The following is a 23932-nucleotide window of genomic DNA, read 5'->3' as shown; positions in this document are numbered from 1 at the left end:
AAAACACGATTTCATCTGAAATCGTGTTTTTTGTTTTTTAAATAAAAAGACTTTCTATTTTGATTCAATAATCTCAATATCAGTAACCACTTTGTCTTTTCCTTTTTGAATGCTTATTTTATTCACTGAAATTGGAAGATAATAGTTGCCGTTTTTAGCTTGCTCCAATTTTAGTTTTTTGTCTTTATTTTTCCAATTATCCGCTGCCGTTTTAGTCATTGAAAGATCGTAAACGTGTTTATTCAATCCTTTTGACGCTTTCACTTTCTGAGAATAAACGACTTCTTTAAAACTGTTTTCAATTTGCAAAAGTACTTCTGAATCCCCATTCGAATAAAACCAAATCTCTGCTTTTGGCTCTGAAGCTTTAGCCCAAGAACTCCAACTGTTACCCCATTCTCTTGATTTTTTTATCTTTTTAAGCTCAAAAATATGAAGATTTTCCGCTACCACTTTATCATTCAGTTGTTGCACTTGATCCAAGTTAACTTTATAAATCGAACGTCCATGAGTTCCCACCACTAAATCTTTCGCTACCTTTTGAATCACTAAATCGTGAACCGCAACGTTCGGAATTCCGTTCGAAAAATCATCCCAAGTTGTTCCTTTATTTAACGAAACGTACAGTCCGTTGTCCGTTCCCAGATATAAAACATTCTCATTTACATTATCCTCAACAACTACATTCACTGGATTTGCAGGCAAATTATTGGCGATATTTTTCCAGGTTTGCCCAAAATCATCTGACACATACACATAACTCGTGAAATCATCATTTCGATATCCATTTAAAGTTGCATAGACTCTTTCTTTCTTATGCGCCGAAGCCACGACTCTGGAAACCCAACGATTCTGAGGTAAATTTCCCGAAATTTTGTTCCAAGTTGCACCGCCATCTTTCGAAACATGAATCAATCCATCATCACTTCCTGCGTAAAGTAATCCGAACTGTAAAGTACTTTCGCTGATCGTAGCGATGGTACCAAAAGCTACATTTCCTTCTTTCACTCCTTGCGTCAAATCAGGGGAAATAGCCGTCCAAGTTTGCCCTTGATTCATAGAGCGATGCAAGAAATTAGATCCCATGTATAAAATATCTTGGTTGTGCGAAGACAATAAAATAGGCGTCTGCCAATTGAATCGGAACGGTTTTTCGTCCTTTTTTGGCTTTGGCGAAACATACTCTCGCTTGTTAGTTGCACGATCAATTCTATAATAATTTCCAAATTGAAAACCCGTAAAAACAATATTTGGATTTCTTTTATCAATTTGAGTTTGCATTCCATCGCCTCCCATCAAATTTTCATAAGGATATTTTCCGGTTTGGTACCATTCTGAGGAATATTTATACGTACTTGGTCCAACCCAAACGCCATTATCCTGCATCCCGCCATAAATATTATATGGTTCTTGCTCATCTACATTCACTGCATAAAACTGACTTACGGAGTACGAATTACTTTTTACCCAATGCGCTCCATCATCATACGAAATGTTCAAACCACCGTCATTTCCATTAATTAAATGTCCGGATTTATTTGGGTTCACCCAAACTACATGATGATCTGCGTGAACATTTTCTTCGCTTATGGAAGTGAATGTTTTTCCGCCATCATTTGATTTTATAATGGGTACACCTGATAAATAAATTTTATTTACATCGTTTGGATCAACAGAAATCACGCTAAAATAATACCCGTACGAATAAAAGAAATCATCGATAAAATCTTGGTGGGTCTTCGTCCAATTTTTTCCTCCGTTACTTGATTTATACACTTCGGCACCAATAACCTCTGTTTCGGCCAAACTATTTATCGCATCCAAAACCACTTTTGCCGCTTCGTTAGGTTGCAAATACCCGTTTTGAACCCAGTGTTTGATGTTTTCAGCTCTATATTTTTCAGTTAAACCGTAATTCTTTAGAATAGAATTCAAGCTTTTATTGGGTAATTTAAGGAATTCGTCTCCCGGCATAGAAAATGCAATTGGTAATGAATTGCTTTTTTTGGATTGCAACGGTCTTTTGAATTGATTATCCAAAACAGCATACACGTTATTATCGTCATATACCGCTAAACCAATTCTCCCAACGCCTTCTCCAACAGGAAACCCACTTTCAGCATTCGTAAAAAGTTTCCATGTCATTCCTGCATCTTCACTTTTATAAATTCCTGAAGTAGCTCCGCTTCCTATAAAATCCCATGCTTTTCTGTCTTTGCTCCAAGAAGCCGCAAATTGAATCTTAAAGTTTTTTGGCGAAACAGCCACGTCAATAATCCCGGTTTCATCGTCGATATAAAGGGTTTTATTCCACGTTTTTCCGCCATTAGTCGTTTTATAAATTCCTCTTTCTTCATTTTTCGAATACAAATGTCCCACTGCGCCCACAACAACTTCATCTGGATTAGATGGATTTATCAAGATTCTACTAATATGATGGCTATCGTGCAATCCCATATTTTGCCAAGTCTTCCCTTTATCTTCGGATTTTAAAATTCCAATTCCGGCGTAAGACGATCGGGACGAATTCACTTCGCCAGTTCCTACCCAAATCGTTCCTCGTTTCCAGTCTATCGCAATATCACCCACATTTTGCGTAGGCGCCGCATCCATAACCGGCGAAAAACTCATTCCGTTATTATTCGTGTACCAAAGTCCGCCTGAAGCGTACCCCACATAAAATTCGGTTGGATTTTCCGGATTTACATCCACATCCACCACTCTTCCGCTCATCACCGTTGGCCCAACATTTTCGAAAGTAACCTGCTGAAAAAGCGATTGATTTTCCATTATTTTTTTGGCTTCCAATGATTGCTGAATCGCTTCAGCAGAAACCTGTCCCCAAGAGACACTTTGGACTATGAAGGCAGAGAAGAGTACTATTTTTTTCATAAAATCTGATTTGAATTGGAAAATTAATCATAAAAATAGTTATCTAAAAATTTTATAGTGTAATTAACATCCGTTTCTCTCAAAGTTAGTATTTTTGAATAATCAATATAAAAAATAAGAATTGTATAATGTTATTTATGTTTATCCATAAAAACGCCCATTAAGATTGCATTTTACTACAATTAAATAAAAAAATCAACATATGAAATACCACCAAATTGACCGAGATTTATTTATAAAAAATAGAGCAAAGTTCATGGCTCAGATGAAGCCAAAAAGCGTTGCCATTTTCAACTCTAATGATATTTACCCCGTTTCCGCCGATAGTACTTTGCCGTTTGCACAACACCGCGATATCTTTTATTTAAGCGGAGTAGATCAGGAAGAAAGCATTTTATTGCTTTTCCCGGATGCGCCTTATGAGCACCAAAGAGAAATGGTATTTTTGAAAGAAACCAGCGAACATATTGCAATTTGGGAAGGTGAAAAACTGACAAAGGAGCGTGCTTTTGAAGTAACAGGAATCAGAACCGTATATTGGTTACAGGAATTTGAGAAAGTTTTGTTCGAAATGATGACGCATGCTGAAACAATTTACATCAATACAAATGAGCATTACCGTGCTACCGTAGAAACTGAAACACGCGAAGCCCGTTTTGTAAAATGGTGGAAAGAGAAATATCCGGCACATACTGTTGCAAAAAGTAACCCGATATTGCAACGCCTTCGTTCTGTAAAGGAAACCGAAGAATTGGATTTAATCCAAAAAGCCTGTAATATTACTGAACTTGGTTTTAGACGATTATTGCCTTTCGTGAAACCAAACGTGACCGAATACGAAATCGAAGCCGAGTTGATTCATGAATTCATTCGCAACCGTTCCAGAGGTTTCGCTTACACGCCAATTATCGCTTCCGGAAACAATGCCAATGTGTTGCACTACATCGAAAACAACCAACAATGCAAAGCCGGTGATTTGATTTTACTGGATGTTGCAGCTGAATATGCGAATTATTCCAGTGATATGACGCGTACCATTCCGGTTTCAGGAAAATATACCAAAAGACAAAAAGAAGTCTACAATGCAGTATTGCGTGTAAAAAACGAAGCGACAAAAATGCTGACTACAGGAACACTTTGGAAACAATACCATATCGAAGTAGGGAAATTAATGACTTCAGAACTACTAGGTTTGGGTCTTATTGACAAAGCCGATGTGCAAAACGAAAACCCAGAATGGCCTGCCTATAAAAAATATTTCATGCACGGAACTTCCCACCACATGGGATTGGACACGCACGATTACGGAATCCTGACCGAGCCAATGCAAGCCAATATGGTGTTCACCGTAGAACCAGGGATTTACATTCCTGCTGAAGGTTTCGGAATCCGTCTGGAGGACAACATTATCGTTCAGGAAAGCGGCGAACCTTTCAATATGATGCGCAACATCCCAATTGAAGTGGACGAAATAGAAGAATTAATGAATAGTTAATTTCTTAAATACATACAATCAAATCGGTTTACAGCAATGTGAACCGATTTTTTTTTGGGCGCAACCCAGCTTCCATAAACTCCAGCTGCGTCGGGCTATCCGCTATAAGTCCTCGTCTCGTCTAAAAAGACAAGACTGTGGGCTTTCCGCTTTTATCCCTTGCGCTTCAACGAGAATATCTGTAATTCCAAAATTCATCTTAAAGCTGTAACTTTATAATCACCCTTCCGACATATTTAAAAAACTTAAAACACTGAAATCATGCAAGCACACGAAATAGACTACCACATTTACGGCGAGGAAATGCAATATGTGGAAATAGAACTGGACCCACAGGAAATTGTAATTGCCGAAGCGGGAAGTTTTATGATGATGGACAATAATATCCAAATGGAAACCATTTTTGGAGACGGCTCTGGGCAGGAAAACGGATTGTTCGGTAAACTATTAAGCGCCGGAAAACGAGTACTTACTGGAGAAAGTCTTTTTATGACAGCATTTATCAATCAAAACAATACCAAAAGCAAAGTTTCATTTGCATCGCCTTATCCAGGAAAAATTATCCCAATTGACTTAACACAATTTGGCGGAAAATTCATTTGCCAGAAAGACGCTTTCCTTTGCGCTGCCAAAGGTGTTTCTGTGGGAATCGAATTCTCTAAAAAACTCGGTCGTGGATTGTTTGGTGGCGAAGGTTTCATCATGCAAAAAATAGAAGGCGACGGAATGGCGTTTGTACATACCGGAGGAACATTGGCCAAAAAAGAATTAGCCGCAGGCGAAATCCTAAAAGTGGACACCGGTTGTATCGTAGGCTTTACAAAAGATGTTGATTATGACATTGAGTTTATTGGCGGCATCAAGAATTCTATTTTTGGTGGTGAAGGTCTGTTTTACGCCACACTTCGCGGTCCGGGAACAGTTTATGTACAATCCTTGCCTTTCAGCCGACTTGCGGACAGAATCATAGCATCTGCTCCAAGAGCTGGCGGAAACAGTCGTGACGAAGGAAGTTTATTAGGTGGATTAGGTAGTTTGCTCGATGGGGATAGACGATTTTAAATTTTAATAATTACAAACGGCTTTCAGAAATGGAAGCCGTTTTATTATTCACCAAACGTAATGTTTATACAATATTTTATTAAATTCCAACTCAAGGTTAGTTTCATTTAACTTAACAAAAGAAAGCCGATCCTCTCTATTCATTTTCGAAATAAGTTTCTCTTCAACAACATTTAATAAGTTTCTAATTTTACTATCACGATCTTTATCATCATAATAGAAAACACAGATTCTAGATTTATTTAAAGTATCCTGTTTTAAAAATTCGAATAAATCTAAAACATACTCTTTATCTGAATTATCCAAAGAATGACCAATAATATAAAAAAAGGTTTCTTCAGAATATGCTTGATTTTTTGAAGGAATTTGAATGAATTTTTTATTAGAATTCTTTATTATTTTTTGATAATATTTAGTAAAATCAATCACTTTATTTGTCTCAATTGTTTTTGGCATTTCACTAATTCCTAAAACTATATTTTGTTTATCACAATCATCATTTATTTCTCCATGCAAATAAACCACTTTTGATTTATCCACCTTATATATCTGTTGTAAAGTAGGTGTATAATTAAATGTATAAATCTCATCCATTAATTGAAATGGGATTAAAGGTTTTTGGATTATTTCCGGATAAAAAACACTTACTACATCAATTAAATAACGATTAAAAATCTTAATGAAATCTTCAAATGATTTTGCTAAATCATCCAACATTTTCCTTATATCAATTGAATTACTTCTTTTATTGATGTATTTTTCATTTAAAGTGAAGGGAATTTGACCAACCATTTTATCATTAATTATTTGAAACAATTTAAAATCGGTATAGTCAAATAAATAATCATCAAATGCATTTTTTTTAATTATTCTCTTATCTTTATGTTTATTGAATATTTCAAATTGCTTCAAAACATTTTCAACTTCAACCTCAAAATCTATCCAAGTATCAATCTCTAAAATTTTAGAGAAATATTTATACCATAAATTATCTTTCAACATTTCCTTTATTCCATTTAATTTTTCATGATTAAATAGAATGTTTTCAACATTATAATTATCTATAATCGCATTATAATCATATTTAGAATCTATTTTAAATTCGAGTCCAAATAAATCTTCAAATGAAATATCTTTTGAAAAATTATTATCCTCAATAGTTTTCATTATTGACATAAAATGTCCGTATTTGGTAGGTAAATGATGAAATAAATCAAATCCGTTTCCTGTAATTAAAATCTTCCCCATAAATAAAAATCCTTTTCTCAAATATACTATTTTTAATACAAGCTCATCCATCAATTGCTTCCATGCTCTTATATTTCTTAAATGGTTAAAAAAATAAAATGTTACTTTTGTAGACTAAATTTCCATTTTGAAACAAATTCTCTTTAAAAATACCAACATCTCCTATTCCGATACCGGGAAAGGAACCGCTATTGTCTTGCTTCATGGTTTCTTGGAAAACAAAGGCATGTGGGATTTTTATATTCCGGAGTTTGCTAAAAAGAACCGCGTCATTACCATTGATTTATTGGGACATGGCGAAACGGAATGTTTGAGTTACGTACAAACAATGGAGGATAATGCTGATGCGGTTCACGCTGTTTTATCGGAATTGCGAATTAGGAAAGCCATTTTTGTCGGGCATTCTATGGGTGGTTATGTCGCTTTGGCTTTCGCCGAATTATATCCTGACACCATAAAAGGATTGGTTTTGTTAAACTCGACCGCAAGAGCCGACAGCGCGGAACGAAAAACAAATCGGGATCGAGCTATTAAAGCGGTAAAACAATCTTTTATGAATTTTGTTTCACTTTCTATTGCAAACTTATTCAGCGAAGCCAACAGAGAACGACTTTCATCCGAAATTGAAAGCGTAAAAAAAGAAGCTTTAAAAACCCCGCTTCAAGGAATCGTTGCGTCACTGGAAGGAATGAAAATACGACAAGATCGGGAAGTGTTGTTGCATCTTACACCCTATCCTAAATTATTAATTCTTGGCGAAAAAGATCCTGTTTTAAATTACGAAGAAACCAAAGAACAGATAGAAAACACAACAGTAAAATTAGTGACTTTTCCGGACGGACACATGAGTCATATTGAGAACCAAGACCAGTTATTGATTGTATTGTTGGCATTTTTTAAAAGCATCTAAATCATTCCTGATTTCAAATACCCTTTTTCAACCAATTCGCTTTTGTCTTTCAAGTGGTGCATTTTTCCTTCTTTCATCAACGCCAGTTTTGTGGAAACCTTAATCACATTTTCATAATTATGATCCGTGATAATAATACCTTTTACACTGGACATTTCTGTAATTAATTCATTAATTTTTTCAATCATTATGGGCGACAAACCATTATAAGGCTCGTCCAGCAAAACAAATTTTGACGCATTATTCAGAATTAATTTAATCTCTAAATACCGTAATTCTCCGCCGGATAAATGTTTTATTTTTTTGTTCAGCATTGATTGAATCATTTCATCAGCATAAAATTCCTGCAATTTATCTTTGGCTATAGACAATTGAATGGTCTTTTTTATCGAGAATGAATTTGGAATAAAATTATCTTGAGGCAAATAACTAATTTCATTTAGCAACTCGCTGTTTTTTGATTTCACGATACCATCCAACCGAACAAATTTAAAGTCGGCAGTTACAATTCCGAAAATGATTTTCAACAAAGTAGATTTTCCGGAACCATTTCTTCCTAAAACACCAATGATATCTGTGGTTTCACATTTCAAATACACATCGGAAACTATGATTTTTCCATCATATTGTTTTTGAACACTGTCTACTTCTAAAATATTTTTAGTCATACGAGTTTCAGTACTACATTAATGAATAAAATCAGCACCATTGAAAAAACAAAATTCATCAGAAAACCATACACAAACAATTGCATTTTTGAAATTCCGTTGTTGTAATAAAACAGGTATTCATTTTTGGCATTTACTTCTTTTATCAAAATACTGATGAAGAAACCAAAAATAATAAGCACGTATTTGAAGGTTTCAAACCCTCCAAAAACCCATGCCAAAACACTTATTGACACGTTTATCGTCAATGTACTTTTGTAAAACTCGAAGATGTTGGTTAATTTTCTAATTGTGAATTCTATTTAAATTATTTTCTCTTCGAAAGGTATATTTTCGTCTAAAATTTCGCTTAATAAAAGAACCATTTGTTCTAAATAATTACTCAAAATTTCTTCATTTATAATTGAATTTATTTCTTTGTCTTCTTTAAAATTAAATGGAAGAAAACCTGCTTTTAAATTCTTAAAAGAGATAATTCCTGCTTCAATTGGCTTTCCTTTTGCCTCATGTTCATACATATAAGCATACGCGAGCACCTGAATGATTTTGTCGCTTTTAATGTCTTCGGTTAATCCTTTCCAAGATTTCAAAGTGACGCTTGCTTTTTCTACTTTTCCGGTTTTATAATCAATGATTCGAATAATTCCGTTGCGTTCTTCAATTCGGTCCACATTTCCTTTTATCAATACCGGAAAAGGCAAATTAGGATGATTTAATGGTCGCTCGAAAGTTTGTTCTAACGCCAGAATTTTTATTGCATCGCCGTTCTTAATACTTTCCAATTCCACTTTCAGGAAATTCGAAACATTTCGTTTGGCAACTTCAAACGCCAATAAATTTCGGCCTTTTTTGATTTCGCCTTCTTTATAAACCAATTTAAACTGTTTCAAAACCTCAGCGTCAATTTGTTTGAAACAATTTAGAATATCACTTTCCGAAATAAATTTACCAATGAAAGGCTCGTACAAAACTTTTAGGGTTTCGTGGATAATAGTTCCCAACGTATTCAAGGCAATATTTTCCTCGACTTCTTCGACTTCACTAATGCGTAAAATCTTCTGGAAATAAAACTGAATCGGATTCCTAATATAACTCGTCAATGCCGATGGAGAAAAACCTTTTTCGGCAATTTCTTTCAATCGTACCATCACACTTTCCGATTTAGGAATTACCATCGGTTGATAGGCTGTTTCTGGTAAAACTGCATTATAAATTTCGTGCGTTAACGTATGATTTTTTTGCTTTTCGACTTCCAGTTGGGTTATGAATCGACTTTTTTCACCCGCATCCAAACCTTCACTTTCGGTATTATAAAGCAAGTAAATATTTTTGGCGCGTTGCAATAAATGATAAAAATGATACGTATAAATAGCATCTTTTTCTTTGAATGTAGGCAAACCTAATTCGCGTTTCACATCATACGGAATAAACGAATTTTGTGATTTCCCCGCAGGAAATTTTCCTTCATTCATCGAAGTGACAATAACGGTGTCAAAATCCAAAACACGGCTTTCTAAGACTCCCATAATCTGTAAACCATTCAACGGTTCTCCTTCAAAAGAAACTTCGGCTAAATCAATTACTTGTTTGTAAATGGCATAAAGCGTTTCTATTTTATCGATATGTTCGTGTTTCGAATAATAATTAATCAGTTTATTGATGACTTTGAAAATGGCAAATACAAAAGACTTGGTGATTTTTTCTTCCTCGCTATCGTTACTTAAATTTTCTTTTATGGTTTGCAATAATTTAGAAATAGTCTCTAATACCGGAATCGAACCCTTTTCCCATTTTTGGAATAATAGAAGAAACAATTCACTGGGAATTGCATTCAATTCCATCAATTTATGATGCGTAATAAAAGTATAATTGTTTTGATTGATGGTATGTACAAGCGAGCTGGTTTTTGCATACGGTTCCACCAAAGGATGCGTCAAAATATCCAATACATCTTTATAATACAACACATAACTTTTGGCATTTCTGGATAATGCATTCGTGTGCATTTTGAATAATTTGGCAATCAAAATCTGCGCTGGATTGTTCTTACTCGAATATCCCATTGTAATATTCAAAGCACCAACGCTTGACGGTAAAGAATATAAAAGCGGGACTAGAAGATTTTCCTCACCCAAAACCACAGCCACTTTATCCAACTTGCCTTCAGAATTTTTATTGATGACATTCTCGATAATACTTCCGGCTATTTTGGCCTGACCAATAGTTTTTGGTGTTCCAATCACCTGAATGTTTTTTGTCTTCGAAAAGTCATTCACAATCCATTCAAACGGATGCTGTTTATAATGTTTCCAACTTTCTTTGAAACGTCTTACAAAGAGTCCTGCATCGTGATACGGATCATTTAGAAAGGTTTGGTCTGCGTCCCAATAAATTTTCGCCTGATCAGAAGCGATAAGGTGTTGGATTATTTTTTCTTCGGCGGCATTCAACGCATTAAAACCAGCAAAGACAAATTGTTTTTCTTTTACCGAATTCGAAAAATGATTTAAGTTATTTACTGCTTCTCTATAAATCAAGCCTTGATAACCGATTCCTTTGTTTAGTAAATGTGTATAAAGGGATTGATAGTAATTGGGAAGTAATTTCCAAAAATCAATATATTTCTCTAATAATGCCGTTTTATTCTCGACTTCAATTCCCCATTTTTTAATGTCTTCAATATCTTTCAGATACGAAAGAACATGCGATGGTTCTAATAAATATCGATCAATTTCATTGAAGTCCTGCAGGAGTGTTTTCGCCCAATTGGCAAATAACTCAAAGGATTGTTGGTTTGCTTTATCAGTAATTGATAAGTAAACTTCGTAGAATTCAAATAATAGCTCAATAGGATCTATGGTACGAATACCAGCAATATTTTGCACAAAATCTTCAATACTTATTATCTCGGGAGAAAGTATATTGGTGGTGACTTGATTTTTTAACGCTTCAATCAGGAATATTTTAGCTCTTTTGTTTGGTAAAACTACAATCGTATTGGAAAGATTGCCTAAATAATTTTCAATTAAAATTGTGGCTATTTTATCTAAAAAAGAAGTATTTGTCATTCTATAAAAATAAAAAAACGCCCCGATAAATCGGGGCGTTTTCTAAAAATATTTTGGAAAAATTATTCTTTAATTAAAGATACTTCAACTCTTCTGTTGTTAGCTTTTCCTTTAGCAGTTTTATTAGTATCAATTGGTTTAGTTTCACCAAAACCTGTAGATCTTAATCTATCAGTAGCGATACCATTTTCAATTAAGTAATTTTTAACCGCTGCAGCTCTGTTTTCAGATAAAGTTTGGTTTAATTCATTACTTCCATCGCTGTCTGTGTGACCTTCAACCATGAATTTAGAATATGGGTATTCTTTTAGAATAGAAACCATTGATTGTAAAACTGGGAAAGTTTGTGGTTTAAAAGTAGATTTACCAGAATTAAACAAGATAGTTTTACCATAATTGTTTAATTGTTTAATTGCTTCTTCAGTAATTTCTGGACAACCTTGGTTAGCAACAGTACCTTTAACTTCAGGACATTTGTCATCTTTGTCTAATACTCCGTCTCCATCAGTATCTGGCCAAGGACAACCTGCATTTTCTTTAGGACCTGCAACAGAAGGACATTTGTCATCTTTATCTGCAACACCATCTCCGTCAGCATCAGGACAACCGTTCAATGCAGCTAAACCAGCAACTTCTGGACAAGCATCATCTTTATCAGCAATTCCGTCTCCGTCAGTATCAGGACAACCATTCAATGCAGCTAAACCAGCAACCTCAGGACATGCATCAGCACTATCTTGAATACCGTCACCGTCAGTGTCAGGACATCCGTTGAATTCTTTCAAACCAGCAACTTCTGGACAAGCATCATCTTTGTCATATATTCCATCTCCATCTGTATCTTTTCCTCCAAATTTGAAAATAAGACCAGCTGAATGTTGAAAATGTGATGGAGCATCTGGAACACCAGCTGCATCTTCTCTATCACCAAAAGATTTTTTATATTTTGTAGCAAGTTCTAAACCAACATTTTCAGTAAACCAAAAAGTTAAGCCAGCACCTGGATTTAAAGTTCCGTAGCTGCTATCACCAAAAAATGTATAACCTCCACCAACAGATAAAGACGGATCAATCACTTTAGAATTGATCAAGTTCATCATACTATATTTGATAGTTGCATCAATACCGTAGTACATTAAGTCTCCTGGATCAGATACAACATATCCACGAGAATCATGACCAAGTGCAGTTGGAGCAAATTTCACATATTTATCGATTTTGTTCACAGAACCAGAAAGTCCAAATGAGAAATTATCACCTACGTATTTCGATACACTAAGGTATGATACTGAAGGAAGAATATTCCAATTGTCTTTAACTGCAAATGGTTGAGAGAAATGACGATCAAGCCAGTTATTTCCTCCACCAGCACTAGTTTTAGTGTCTACGGCATTAACTCCAAAAGAGATAGCCCAAGGATTATTACTGTCTTGTGCGTGAGAGCTTAAGCCCATCACCATCATTACAGCAACAAAAAGTTTGTTAAGATGTTTCATACTTAATTTTTTTAATTACAATTTAGTTAATTATAAGCAAAAGTAGTACGTAAATTTTAAAATACAAAATAATATGTTAAAAAAAACCTACAAACATGATTAAAAGTGGGAATTATACAACATTTAACATTTTTCCGACCTCAATAAATGCTTTAATTGCCTTGTCTAAGTGCTCTATAGAGTGAGCCGCAGAAAGTTGTACTCTAATTCTTGCTTTGTCTTTAGGCACCACTGGGAAAAAGAATCCAATAACATAAATTCCTTTTTTTAACAGTTCATCTGCCATTTTTTGTGACAATTTTGCATCATAAAGCATTACGGGAACAATAGCTGAATCTCCATCAATAATATCAAAACCAGCTTTTTTCATTCCTGCTTTGAAATAATTAGTGTTCCATTCCAGTTTATCTCTTAAAGTAGTATCCTTTTCTAATAATTCAAAAACTTTGATAGACGCACCAACAATTGCAGGAGCAAGAGAATTAGAGAATAAATAAGGTCTGGAACGCTGACGCAATATTTCAATAATTTCTTTTTTTGCCGTAGTATAACCTCCCATTGCACCTCCAAGTGCTTTCCCTAATGTACCAGTAATGATATCAACTCTTCCCATTACCCCTTTTGCCTCTAGCGTCCCTTTTCCGGTTGCTCCAATAAATCCGGCAGCATGACATTCATCTACCATAACCATCGCATCATATTTATCGGCCAAATCACAAATTTTATCCAAAGGAGCCACAACACCATCCATTGAGAAAACGCCATCGGTAACAATCAATTTGAAACGAGTTCCTGCCTCAGTAGCTTTGATTAATTGTTGTTCCAAATCTTCCATATTGCTATTTTCATAACGATAACGAGCCGCCTTACACAAACGAACACCGTCTATAATAGAAGCATGATTCAAACTGTCTGAAATTATCGCATCGTTTTCTCCTAATAAAGGTTCGAAAACTCCACCATTAGCATCAAAAGCTGCAGCGTAAAGAATGGTGTCTTCAGTACCATAAAATTCAGAAATTTTTCTTTCCAATGTTTTGTGAATATCCTGAGTTCCGCATATAAAACGAACTGATGACATTCCGAAACCATGCGTATCCAAAGCGTCTTTAGCAGCCTGAATCACTTCTGGGTGCGATGATAATCCAAGATAATTATTGGCACAAAAATTCAGAACAGTTTCTCCTGTAGAAATAGTGATTTCTGCTCCTTGAGGCGAAGTTATAATTCTTTCTTTTTTGAAAATTCCGTTATCCTCAATAGTTTGTAATTCTGCTTGAAGATGTTCTTTTATTTTTCCGTACATTTTTTATGTTTTTAAAGTTCAATTTTGCGAATTATTCACTTTTTAGGCTACAAATTTACTACATCGATTTCTTTTCCGATGTAAATAAGTGCTTTTTTTACCACTTTATATCCCATTAATTCAATTGCCTGTTGATAATTCTCCAATTGTAATTGGTATTTTGGATTGTGTGTTCCAGTTTTATAATCCAATAAAAAGACCTCCTTATCTTTATTGATAGCCATTCTATCCGGCTTGATGGTTTTTCCTTGCTTTTGGATTATGGTTTGTTCGTTTAAAACTTCATTTCCTTCGGCAAAACAAATTTCTAATTCACTGTGATTGACAATTTCCTGAATTGTATTAAAAACTATTTCTTTCTGAGCAAAAGTTATCAATCCACTTTCAATAGATTTTGTAATCGCTAAATCCACGTCGGCTTTTGTTTTTACAAAAGATAAAATTTCGTGAACCAAATTTCCATATTCTATAGCTTCCTGTTGGTGCGTTCCCCACATAAGAGCTTCCCGTTGTGCAATTTTTATGTTTTTTGGGTTGAGAATTTCTGTAACCAAAGGAATTGTTTTAGAAGTATCTACATGTTTCTTTTCTTCAGATAATTTGCTTGAATTACCAAATTCGTATTCCAATTTACCTTCATCAAATTCTCCTTTATTAATCAAATAATTAATAAAAAAAGCACACATGTTATTTTTTGGAATTTCGCCCTTTCTTGACAAATTCATATTGGAAATAACATACAATTGTTCTTCAGCACGCGTTAAAGCCACATACAAAACATTGATATTATCCAATAATTCTTCCTGCTTTTTTTGGTTGTAAACCATTGAAGCTTCTTCTCCAAAACCTTCCACGGCAATACTGTTATCAATTAAAACTTTAGGCAAACCTATAGCTTCCTCTTCGGCGTTAAGCCATAGTTTATCTTTTGGTTTTCTGTTGTAATCTTCTTCAGCGAAAGGAAAAATCACAACCGGAAACTCCAAACCTTTCGATTTGTGAATGGTCATAATCCTAACTGCATTGTTCCCTTCAGGAGAAGGAATGCTGAATTTCTCGGCATTTTTATCCCAAAAATTCAAAAAGTCCGAAATTCCCGCTTGATTACGAATGTCTCGTTCCAAAACAATGTCCAAGAAATATTGAACATAAGCATTACTTATTTTTGGATTTAGGAATTTTGAAATAATAACCTCAACAGCCTCATACAATGATTTTTTTCGAATATTTTGAAACGAAAGAGAAACATCAAAACTCATTAACCAGTTTTCAAATTCACTTTCTTGAAACAAAGACATTCCTTTAGCAATAAAATCATGAACTGGTAATTGATCTTGGCTATTTTGAGCTAAATATTGAAGAAAATTAGCTTTGGCTTCTAAATCAGAACTATTTTTCAAATATTTCAACAGATGAATAATCAGTCGAACTTCAGTAGCGTTTTGTATCATCAAGGTTTCTGATGACAAAAGCGGAATTTTTTGTTCTGTTAAATAATTGGCAATCGCAATTCCCTGACTTCGTTTTCTGGTGAGAATCACGATGTCCTTGTATTCAAAACCTTCCCGAATCACTTTTTGAATCGTATTCAATGTGGCTAAAACATATAATTCGGTTTTATCCAAAGTTTCTTCATCGTCTTCTGCAGCTTCTATTTTTGGAATAAAAGAAATATTTACATAACCGCCCGTTTTATCATTTGTCTTTTGATGACTGTGATTTTCATATAAATCTTTATAATCTAAATGTTCAAATTCATTCGATACTAATTGAAAAAAATCATTGTTGAATTCAATTACCTGCGAATAACTTCTATAGTTTTTATCTAAATGTTCCAGAACTTTCTCTGGATTATTAAATGGATTTTGTTCTTTACTCAAGTCGATAAATTGCTCGGCTTTTCCGCCACGCCATCTGTAAATAGATTGTTTTGGATCGCCCACAATCATCAATGTTCCTTTTTCGCCATCAATTTCGCTGGAAGTCGCGTTATCAATCAGTGGAATTAAATTCTGCCATTGCATTTCGGAAGTGTCCTGAAATTCATCAATAAAAAAATGTCGATATCTTTCTCCTAACCTTTCGTAGATAAAAGGTGCCGGCTGGTTTTGAATCTCCCTGTGAATAATCGCATTAAATTCGGAAATGGAAAGTATATTTTGTTCACTTTGAATTTTTGCTAATTCATTGCTGACTGTATTTAGCAATGACAAAGGCGTAATGTTTTTAAGAAAAGCTTTGTAGAAATCTCTTTTTTCGAAAGTTTTATAAATCCGGTCCAAAATCTGCAATAAATCTGGGATTATGTTTTCAATAATCGCTCGGTCTTTTGCCGTTTTATTGATTTTTATATCATCAAATTCGTGATAGGTTTTGTTTTTTGGATTGAATTTTCCTTCTTGAATACTCAACAAATGTTTTGGAAAATGTCCCGCTGAAAATGATTTAGTGTCAATTCCATTTTTGTCTATTAACGACAATGTTTCTTCTGCAAAAACCACAGTTTCTTTTTCTAAAACTCTACAAGCTTCGGCTAGTTTCTTTTTTATCTCAACAAATTCAGCGATGGATTTATCTTGAAAATGCGTGATTTCATTTCTGTTATTTTCATTGAGAACCAAACGACCGGTATCGAGAATTTCTCGCGAAATATCCCAAGATTTATCATCGTCGGTTTTTTCTATCGTGAAATTAATCAATAATTCCGTAAGTGTTTCATCTTCACCAGCCTGTGCGATTATGGCATCGACGGCTTCAACGAGAAGATTTTCGGTATCCAAAGTCACTTCAAAAGTCATCGGCAAACCCAAATCATGTGCAAAAGCACGAATCACTTTATGCGTGAACTTATCTATGGTCGAAATATCAAAAGCAGCATAATTGTGAATGATATGCTTGATTATTTGTTGCGATTTGGTTTTGATTTGAATGATGGATAATTCCGTATCTATGGCCAGGTCCTGCATTAAATCTTGCGCTTTCCCACTTGGATCTTCTTTGGCAAATTCAGACAAACTGCCTACAATTCGGCTTTTCATTTCGTGCACCGCTTTGTTGGTAAACGTAATGGCCAGAATATTGCGATAGGCATCATTTTTTTTGGCAACAAGAATAATTTTTAAATACTCTTTGACCAAAGCATACGTTTTTCCGGAACCAGCCGATGCGTCATATATGGAGAAGGAAGGTCTTTGCATTACGATTTTAGATTTCTGATTAACGGTTTTGGATTTCTGATTGAGAATTAGCATTCTAATTCCCCATAGCCCTGATGGAAACGGCATCCTTTCTTGCCGGTGTTCGGCAGGAAAGATATAGTAAACAGCAGGAAATAGCTCCTAAAAACACAACTATTGCTAGGTTGTTTTTAAAAATTGTCCCGAAACTTCGGGATAAAACTTAAAAGTAGTATTTTTGCAGCATGGAAACAAATAGACAGAAAAAAATAGGTGGGGTTATCCAAAAAGATTTGGTTGATATTCTGCAAGGTGAAGTGAGAAAAAACGGATTGGCTAATTTAATCATTTCGGTATCCAAGGTTACTGTAACTACAGATTTATCAGTAGCTACAGTGCATTTAAGTGTTTTCCCTCAGGAGAAAGCAAAAGAAATTTTAGAGGCGGTTAAGTCCAATGCTAAAAACATAAAACATGATTTATCACAACGTGTTCGTTTGCAATTGCGTAAAGTTCCTAATTTGGTTTTCTTTATAGACGACTCTTTGGATTACATCGAAAAGATTGACAATGCGTTAGCAAATAGAGATAATCCTATTGAAAACAGAGATCTTTTGGACAAACGCAGATTTCAATAAAATTTGAATTTCCCTCTTTATATAGCCAAACGGTATATTCTTAGTAACAGTAAAAACAACGCTATAAATATCATCAATCGCATTGCCAGTATGGGAATTATTGTTGGCGCGATGGCTTTATTTGTAGTCTTGTCTGTTTTTAGCGGACTGAAAGTTTTTAGTCTTTCGTTTACCAATGACATTGATCCCGACCTTAAAATAAGCAGCACTTTAGGGAAATCATTTCTTATTTCTCCCGTTCAGGAAAGCCAAATCAAGAAAATTGACGGTCTTGCTTCGTATACCAAAATAATTGAAGAGCGGGTCTTATTCACTTTTAACGGAAAACAGGAAGTTACCTATCTAAAAGGTGTTGATGCTAATTTCAGCAAGGTTAACGCAATCGAAAAAAAGCTTTTCAACGGACAATGGTTGAAACCTGATACGTATCAAGTGGTTGTGGGTTATGGAATTGCCCAGAAATTTTCGATGGGTTTACTCGATTTTAATAACCAATTGGAAGTAATGGTTCCAAAGGCAGGAAAAGGCAGCATTGAGAATGAAGAACAAGCGTTTAACAAAACCGACATTATCCCTGTTGGCATTTACGCCATAAGTGAAGATTTAGATTCGAAATATGTTTTTGCTGATTTAGGTTTAGCGCAGGAATTATTAGAATACAAAACCAATCAGGTTTCTGGAATTGAAATCAAAGTAAAACCTAGTGCTGATGAAAATTCAATCATCAACAAACTTCAAACCATTTTCAACAATAAAATCACCGTAAAAAACAGGGCACAACTTAACGAATCGCTCTATAAAATGTTGAATACCGAAAATATTGCGGTGTATTTAATATTTACTTTGGTAATTGTTGTGGCGCTTTTTAATTTGATTGGCGCGTTGATTATGATGATTTTAGATAAAAAAGGAAATCTTAAAACCCTTTTTAACCTAGGAACCGAAATCAAAGATTTACGAAAAATATTCCTGCTTCAAGGCACTTTATTGAGCGTTTTCGGCGGAATTATCGGACTCGTTTTAGGGATTATAATCGTGTTATTACAACAACATTTTCAACTGATTATGATTACTCCTACACTTGCATATCCAGTGATTTTCTCTCTCGAAAATGTTCTAATTGTCATGGGAACGATTGTTACGCTTGGCTTTGTCGCTTCGCTGATTGCAAGCAGTCGCGTGAGTAAGAAGTTGTTGGAATAATTTTTTTTATTAAAAAGAATATTTACATTTACCTTTCAAAAAATCTAAACGCTATGATAGTTTCTGTCTAGTCCTTCTTTAATTTTAAAATAATTAGGACCACTTTATTTACTTTTAAGTTCAGCTAATAAGTCTGGACTGATTTTCTCATTAATCCTAATTTATCATGACAGAAACAACATTAGAAAAAAACTTATTTTCTCGAATTTTCACAACATTAAAACAAGCTATCAAAGGAGACGAATCTTTTGATTACACTTCTGGAAGCATCAAAAAAGGAGTAATTCTTCTAGCCATTCCGATGGTATTGGAAATGCTTATGGAATCGGTTTTCGCTCTTGTCGATTTATATTTTGTCGGTCATTTAGAACAAAGCAGTTATGCTATTCAAGCGGTTGGTTTGACCGAATCAGTAATCACTATTGTATATTCTCTTGCTATCGGAATTAGCATGGCCGCCACTGCCGTTGTTGCTCGTCGGATTGGTGAAAAAGATCCTGTTGCTGCTGCAAAAGCGGGAATGCAAGCCATCATCATTGCTTTTGTTATTAATACTATAATTAGCATTTTTGGTTTTATTTATGCCAAAGATATTTTGTTATTGATGGGAGCCTCCGTCGAAGCTGCTGAATACGGAGTAGACTTCACTCGCATTATGATGGGCGGGAGTTTATGTATAATGCTTTTATTTCTTATTAACGGAATATTCCGTGGCGCTGGAAATGCTGCCATTGCCATGAAAAGTCTATGGCTGGCTAATATTTGTAACATTATTTTATGTCCCATATTAATTAATGGATTTGGCCCAATTACCGCTTTTGGGTTGATGGGTGCTGCAATGGCAACAACTATCGGAAGAAGTATTGGTGTTTTCTACCAATTGTATCATTTATTTAATGGTCGAGGAATTCTAAAAATTATCCCTTCTTATTTTTACCCAGATTTGGAACAAATTAAAGCATTGATAAAAATCGCTGCTCCTGGAGTATTACAATTTGTAATTGCTTCCTGCAGTTGGATATTTCTGGCTCAATTAGTGGCCACAACCGGTGGAGATTATGGCTCAGCGGGATATCAAACGGCATTGCGCATCATGATGTTTTTTATTCTTCCAGCTTGGGGATTAAGTAATGCAGCCGCAACTTTGGTAGGTCAAAACTTAGGCGCAAAAAAAATTGAACGTGCCGAAAAATCAGTTTTTACAACCGCAAAATATAATGTTATTTTTATGGCAATTATTACGGTTATTACCCTAGTTTTTTCCAGATCCTTAATTTCATTTTTTACAGATGATCTTATTATTCAAAGGATTGCCGTTGAAGCATTACAAACCATTTGTTTAGGATATGTTTTTTACGGAATTGGGATGGTGTTAATTAATACATTTAATGGAGCTGGCGATACCTGGACTCCAACAATGGTTAATTTTTTCGGATTCTGGTTATTCCAAATTCCATTGGCTTATTTATTATCCAAATATTATAAAATGGGACCAACAGGTGTTTTTATGGCGATTCCTATAGCCGAAACCGCAATTACTTTGGCAAGTATCGTTCTTTATAAAAGAGGAAAATGGAAACGTATTAAAGTATAATAAAAAAGGCTTAACAATTGTTAGGCCTTTTTTATTTTAAACAACCTCGTATCCCACATACGCTTCTTCGATTTCATTTAAAGCAGCGAATAATTCTTCAGGTCTATCTAGCGTTACTAATTTTTGTTTGTGGGTTTTAAAAGAATGAATTCCTTTGAAATAATTCGTATAATGAGGACGCGTTTCAACAATTCCTAATCGTTCCCCTTTCCATTCCATGGCCCAAGTGAGGTGATTCCTAACAGCTTCTACTCTGTCTATAACAGTTGGTTTTGCTAAATGTTCTCCCGTTTTAAAGAAATGTTTGATTTCGTCAAAAATCCAAGGATAACCAATGGCAGCGCGACCAATCATAATTCCGTCGATGCCATATTCATTTTTATACTGTAATGCTTTTTCAGGAGAATCGATATCACCGTTACCAAAAATAGGCATCGTGATTCTAGGATTATTTTTTACACGGGCGATGTGAGACCAGTCAGAATGACCTTTGTACATTTGGGCACGAGTTCTGGCGTGTATGCTCAAAGCGGCAACACCAATGTCTTGCAAACGCTCCGCAACCTCATCAATATTAATGGAATTATCATCCCAACCCAAACGGGTTTTTACCGTAACTGGCAAATGCGTACTATCAATAACGGCTTGTGTTAAGCGAATCATTAAATCTACATCTTTCAAAACTCCGGCTCCGGCTCCTTTGCAAACCACTTTTTTGACAGGACATCCAAAATTAATATCGATTATATCTGGGTTTACCGTGGAAACAATTTTTGAAGACAACGCCATAGCTTCTTCGTCTCCGCCAAAAATCTGGATTCCTACGGGTCTTTCATAATCAAAAATGTCTAATTTCATTCGGCTTTTGATGGCGTCACGAATTAAACCTTCGGATGAAATAAATTCAGAATACATCATATCGGCACCATGCATTTTGCACAATCTACGAAACGGCGGATCACTCACATCTTCCATGGGTGCAAGAAGTAAAGGAAAATCTGGTAATTCTATGTTGCCTATTTTTATCAAGGGAATTTTTTTGCAAAAATACGTAAATGTTTGTAAGTCTAAAACATTTTCTTTTCGGTTAGGTATTTCCAGTAGCGTTTGGGAACGTGTTGAACGTGCAACTTGGTGTTTTTTCGTTCTTTTATATTGGTATGATCAAAATATTCCCACCATAGTTTTTGATAGTTGATTTCAGTATCTGAGAAAACTTGATTGTTTTTATCGTCCAATGATTTGATGTCTAAATCCATCATCACAATTTCGGCATCATTCAAATCGTAATACACACCGTATTTGCGCCGTAAATCATAAATAATCCATTTTTGATCTTGGTATCGATTTTTAAAATGTCTAATTATCAAAGTCAACACATCAAAATCAGGGTCAATTTTAGCAAAATAAATACCGTCTTTCAACTGTTCGAACCTAATAAAGGCTTCCATTCGATGCTTCTCACGACCAACATTTTTAGTAAGTTGAGAAATTTGCAAGACACTTTCATTCGAAAAATCCTTCATGACATTAATAGTAGGATTTAGAACCGCGTAATTAATTACATCGAAAATCACATCTTCGACAGCTGGTTTTTCGGAGAGAAAAGCCCAAATAATGCAACGAACACCATCACTTCCAATTTGTACGTTGAGTTTTTTTATCACCCTGTCCGATTTAGAAACATCAGTAGCGATTTCTATTTTTTCGGCAAATAAATTCTGCTGAAGATCGTCTTTTTTACTGATTTTAGGTTCTAGATATTTATATTCATAAATTTCGAAAACCGCAGTCAATAAGCCTTCAAAAGTATTATCGTAAGAAAGTTGTGTCATTGAGTAATGATAATTGATTATCAAACGGTTTCTCAAACTTGGATTTCATATCACCCAAAATAATTTCCTTTAAATTCAAGGCGTTCAAGAATTTTAAATGGGTATTCTCGTTGCTTACTGATATAAAATATTTGGCTCTGTTTACCGATACGCCAATTTTTTTTAGATGTTCCATTGTCAAGTTTTGGAATCGTCTTGCATATACAATTTTATGTGCCGATTTTACTCCGATTCCTGGAACACGCAAAATCATTTCTAGTGGAGCATTCTGGATAATTACCGGAAATTGTGTGATGTTTCGCAACGCCCAACCCATCTTAGGATCCACTTCTAAATCAAGAAACGGATTGTTTTTTTCTAAAATTTCATTGGCTTTAAAGCCATAAAAACGCATGAGCCAATCGGCTTGATAGAGTCTGTTTTCGCGAACCAACGGCACCTGAGCGCCAATTGCCGGTAATCTAGCATCGTTAGAAACAGGAACATAACCGGAATAATACACTCGTTTCAGATTAAAATTATTATAAAAATGGTCCGCAACCTGAATGATTTGAAAATCGTTTTCCTGCGTTGCGCCTATAATTACTTGGGTACTTTGACCAGCTGGAGCAAACTTGGGTGTGCTTTTGAATTTTTTCTTTTCTTCTTTGTATTGAATCAACTCATTTTTCACGAAACGCATCGGCTTAATCATGTCCTGATGGTTTTTATCCGGAGCCAATAATTTCAATCCGGATTCAGTGGGAATTTCGAGATTCATACTCAACCTATCTGCATATAATCCGGCTTCGCGCATTAATTCATCACTAGCGCCAGGAATACTTTTCAAGTGAATGTATCCGTTAAAATTGTGTTCTAAACGTAATTTTTTGGCCACACGAACCAAACGTTCCATGGTATAATCGGCATTCTTGAAAATTCCCGAACTTAAAAAAAGTCCTTCGATATAATTTCTTCGGTAAAAATTGATGGTCAAATCAACGACTTCGTCTACGGTAAAAGCAGCGCGCTGAATGTCATTACTTTTTCGAGTAACGCAATAGGCACAATCGTAAATACAAAAATTTGTCAACAGAATTTTTAATAACGAAACACAACGCCCATCCTCTGTATAAGTATGACAAATTCCCGAACTTGACGAATCACCAAGTCCTTTATTAGTGTTTTTTCGATTGCCGCCACTAGAAGAACATGACACATCATATTTAGCCGCATCTGCGAGAATTTCTAATTTTTCTTTAATTTTATCGAAGTTCAAATGAAGTATTTTTTAATTTTAAAGGAAGGCAAAGTTAGTTATAAAAATACTTGTTATAGTTTTATTTTGAGTTAATTAACACT

General features: G+C 34.8%; 17 protein-coding genes. 6 read left to right on the top strand and 11 right to left on the bottom strand.

All coding sequences use genetic code 11. The annotated features are described in order from the left end of the window. Positions 1–54: 54 nt before the first annotated feature. Positions 55–2892, bottom strand: a complete 2838-nt coding sequence (locus tag BC952_RS03155) for a WD40/YVTN/BNR-like repeat-containing protein (RefSeq protein ID WP_121364212.1) — start codon at positions 2890–2892, stop codon at positions 55–57. A 202-nt stretch (positions 2893–3094) separates the two neighbouring features. Between BC952_RS03155 and BC952_RS03150 the strand changes: the two genes are divergently transcribed. Beyond that, positions 3095–4387, top strand: coding sequence for an aminopeptidase P family protein (locus BC952_RS03150; protein ID WP_121364211.1), 1293 nt, complete (start codon positions 3095–3097; stop codon positions 4385–4387). A 261-nt stretch (positions 4388–4648) separates the two neighbouring features. Then, positions 4649–5449, top strand: a complete 801-nt coding sequence (locus tag BC952_RS03145; RefSeq protein WP_121364210.1) for a TIGR00266 family protein — start codon at positions 4649–4651, stop codon at positions 5447–5449. A 48-nt stretch (positions 5450–5497) separates the two neighbouring features. Here BC952_RS03145 and BC952_RS03140 read toward each other — a convergent pair whose 3' ends face one another. After that, a complete protein-coding gene (locus tag BC952_RS03140; protein ID WP_208639967.1) occupies positions 5498–6718 on the bottom strand; it encodes an AbiH family protein in 1221 nt (406 codons plus the stop codon). 106 nt (positions 6719–6824) lie between these two features. On the opposite strand from BC952_RS03140, the gene BC952_RS03135 reads away from it, so the two are divergent. Beyond that, positions 6825–7607, top strand: a complete 783-nt coding sequence (locus BC952_RS03135; protein ID WP_121364208.1) for an alpha/beta fold hydrolase — start codon at positions 6825–6827, stop codon at positions 7605–7607. Here the strand turns inward: BC952_RS03135 and BC952_RS03130 are convergent. The 6 genes from BC952_RS03130 to BC952_RS03105 all read right to left on the bottom strand — a co-directional run bounded on the left by BC952_RS03130 (position 7604) and on the right by BC952_RS03105 (position 17342). Next, the gene (locus BC952_RS03130) at positions 7604–8275 is read right to left on the bottom strand and encodes an ATP-binding cassette domain-containing protein (RefSeq protein ID WP_121364207.1); all 672 of its coding nucleotides are present in this window, start codon (positions 8273–8275) and stop codon (positions 7604–7606) included. The two genes, BC952_RS03135 and BC952_RS03130, sit on opposite strands and share 4 nt — an antisense overlap. Beyond that, a complete protein-coding gene (locus BC952_RS03125; protein WP_121364206.1) occupies positions 8272–8511 on the bottom strand; it encodes a hypothetical protein in 240 nt (79 codons plus the stop codon). Before BC952_RS03125 ends, BC952_RS03130 begins: the two co-directional genes overlap by 4 nt. Positions 8512–8577: 66 nt before the next feature. Next, a complete protein-coding gene (locus tag BC952_RS03120) occupies positions 8578–11343 on the bottom strand; it encodes a PD-(D/E)XK nuclease family protein (protein WP_121364205.1) in 2766 nt (921 codons plus the stop codon). A 62-nt stretch (positions 11344–11405) separates the two neighbouring features. Beyond that, positions 11406–12839 carry an OmpA family protein gene (locus BC952_RS03115; RefSeq protein WP_121364204.1) on the bottom strand — a complete coding sequence of 478 codons (1434 nt, stop codon included), beginning with the start codon at positions 12837–12839 and terminating at the stop codon, positions 11406–11408. Positions 12840–12951: 112 nt separating this feature from the next. Beyond that, positions 12952–14145, bottom strand: coding sequence for a glycine C-acetyltransferase (gene kbl / locus BC952_RS03110; protein WP_121364203.1), 1194 nt, complete (start codon positions 14143–14145; stop codon positions 12952–12954). Between the two features lie 47 nt (positions 14146–14192). Beyond that, positions 14193–17342: a UvrD-helicase domain-containing protein gene (locus tag BC952_RS03105; RefSeq protein WP_121364932.1), complete on the bottom strand. Its 3150-nt coding sequence runs from the start codon at positions 17340–17342 to the stop codon at positions 14193–14195. Positions 17343–17566: 224 nt separating this feature from the next. Here BC952_RS03105 and rbfA point away from each other — a divergent pair, with 224 nt between their 5' ends. The 3 genes from rbfA to BC952_RS03090 all read left to right on the top strand — a co-directional run bounded on the left by rbfA (position 17567) and on the right by BC952_RS03090 (position 20756). Next, complete coding sequence (rbfA, locus tag BC952_RS03100) at positions 17567–17959, top strand: 30S ribosome-binding factor RbfA (RefSeq protein ID WP_091166278.1); 393 nt, start codon at positions 17567–17569, stop codon at positions 17957–17959. Positions 17960–17962: 3 nt separating this feature from the next. Continuing rightward, positions 17963–19162 (top strand): ABC transporter permease, encoded by a 1200-nt coding sequence (locus tag BC952_RS03095; RefSeq protein WP_121364202.1) that lies wholly within the window; start codon positions 17963–17965, stop codon positions 19160–19162. Positions 19163–19328: 166 nt separating this feature from the next. Next, positions 19329–20756, top strand: coding sequence for an MATE family efflux transporter (locus tag BC952_RS03090; protein WP_121364201.1), 1428 nt, complete (start codon positions 19329–19331; stop codon positions 20754–20756). A gap of 36 nt (positions 20757–20792) precedes the next feature. Here BC952_RS03090 and dusB read toward each other — a convergent pair whose 3' ends face one another. The 3 genes from dusB to BC952_RS03075 are packed head-to-tail and all read right to left on the bottom strand — an operon-like array spanning position 20793 to position 23849. Next, a complete protein-coding gene (gene dusB / locus BC952_RS03085) occupies positions 20793–21785 on the bottom strand; it encodes a tRNA dihydrouridine synthase DusB (protein WP_121364200.1) in 993 nt (330 codons plus the stop codon). A 38-nt stretch (positions 21786–21823) separates the two neighbouring features. Next, positions 21824–22591, bottom strand: a complete 768-nt coding sequence (locus BC952_RS03080; RefSeq protein ID WP_121364199.1) for a TIGR03915 family putative DNA repair protein — start codon at positions 22589–22591, stop codon at positions 21824–21826. Next, positions 22569–23849 (bottom strand): putative DNA modification/repair radical SAM protein, encoded by a 1281-nt coding sequence (locus BC952_RS03075; RefSeq protein WP_121364198.1) that lies wholly within the window; start codon positions 23847–23849, stop codon positions 22569–22571. Before BC952_RS03075 ends, BC952_RS03080 begins: the two co-directional genes overlap by 23 nt. Positions 23850–23932: the final 83 nt, after the last annotated feature.

The organism is Flavobacterium limicola (genome assembly GCF_003634755.1).
Classification (GTDB): domain Bacteria; phylum Bacteroidota; class Bacteroidia; order Flavobacteriales; family Flavobacteriaceae; genus Flavobacterium; species Flavobacterium limicola.
The sequence above is the reverse complement of the archived record's forward strand: the minus strand, read 5'-3'. Positions and strand labels throughout refer to the sequence as shown.

Excerpts from the sequence above, each read along its gene's own strand:
- BC952_RS03090 (WP_121364201.1), top strand. The coding sequence starts at position 19,329 with ATGACAGAAACAACATTAGAAAAAAACTTATTTTCTCGAATTTTCACA.
- kbl (WP_121364203.1), bottom strand. The coding sequence starts at position 14,145 with ATGTACGGAAAAATAAAAGAACATCTTCAAGCAGAATTACAAACTATT.
- BC952_RS03105 (WP_121364932.1), bottom strand. The coding sequence starts at position 17,342 with ATGCAAAGACCTTCCTTCTCCATATATGACGCATCGGCTGGTTCCGGA.
- BC952_RS03120 (WP_121364205.1), bottom strand. The coding sequence starts at position 11,343 with ATGACAAATACTTCTTTTTTAGATAAAATAGCCACAATTTTAATTGAA.
- BC952_RS03130 (WP_121364207.1), bottom strand. The coding sequence starts at position 8,275 with ATGACTAAAAATATTTTAGAAGTAGACAGTGTTCAAAAACAATATGAT.
- BC952_RS03115 (WP_121364204.1), bottom strand. The coding sequence starts at position 12,839 with ATGAAACATCTTAACAAACTTTTTGTTGCTGTAATGATGGTGATGGGC.
- BC952_RS03150 (WP_121364211.1), top strand. The coding sequence starts at position 3,095 with ATGAAATACCACCAAATTGACCGAGATTTATTTATAAAAAATAGAGCA.
- BC952_RS03080 (WP_121364199.1), bottom strand. The coding sequence starts at position 22,591 with ATGACACAACTTTCTTACGATAATACTTTTGAAGGCTTATTGACTGCG.
- BC952_RS03145 (WP_121364210.1), top strand. The coding sequence starts at position 4,649 with ATGCAAGCACACGAAATAGACTACCACATTTACGGCGAGGAAATGCAA.
- rbfA (WP_091166278.1), top strand. The coding sequence starts at position 17,567 with ATGGAAACAAATAGACAGAAAAAAATAGGTGGGGTTATCCAAAAAGAT.
- BC952_RS03155 (WP_121364212.1), bottom strand. The coding sequence starts at position 2,892 with ATGAAAAAAATAGTACTCTTCTCTGCCTTCATAGTCCAAAGTGTCTCT.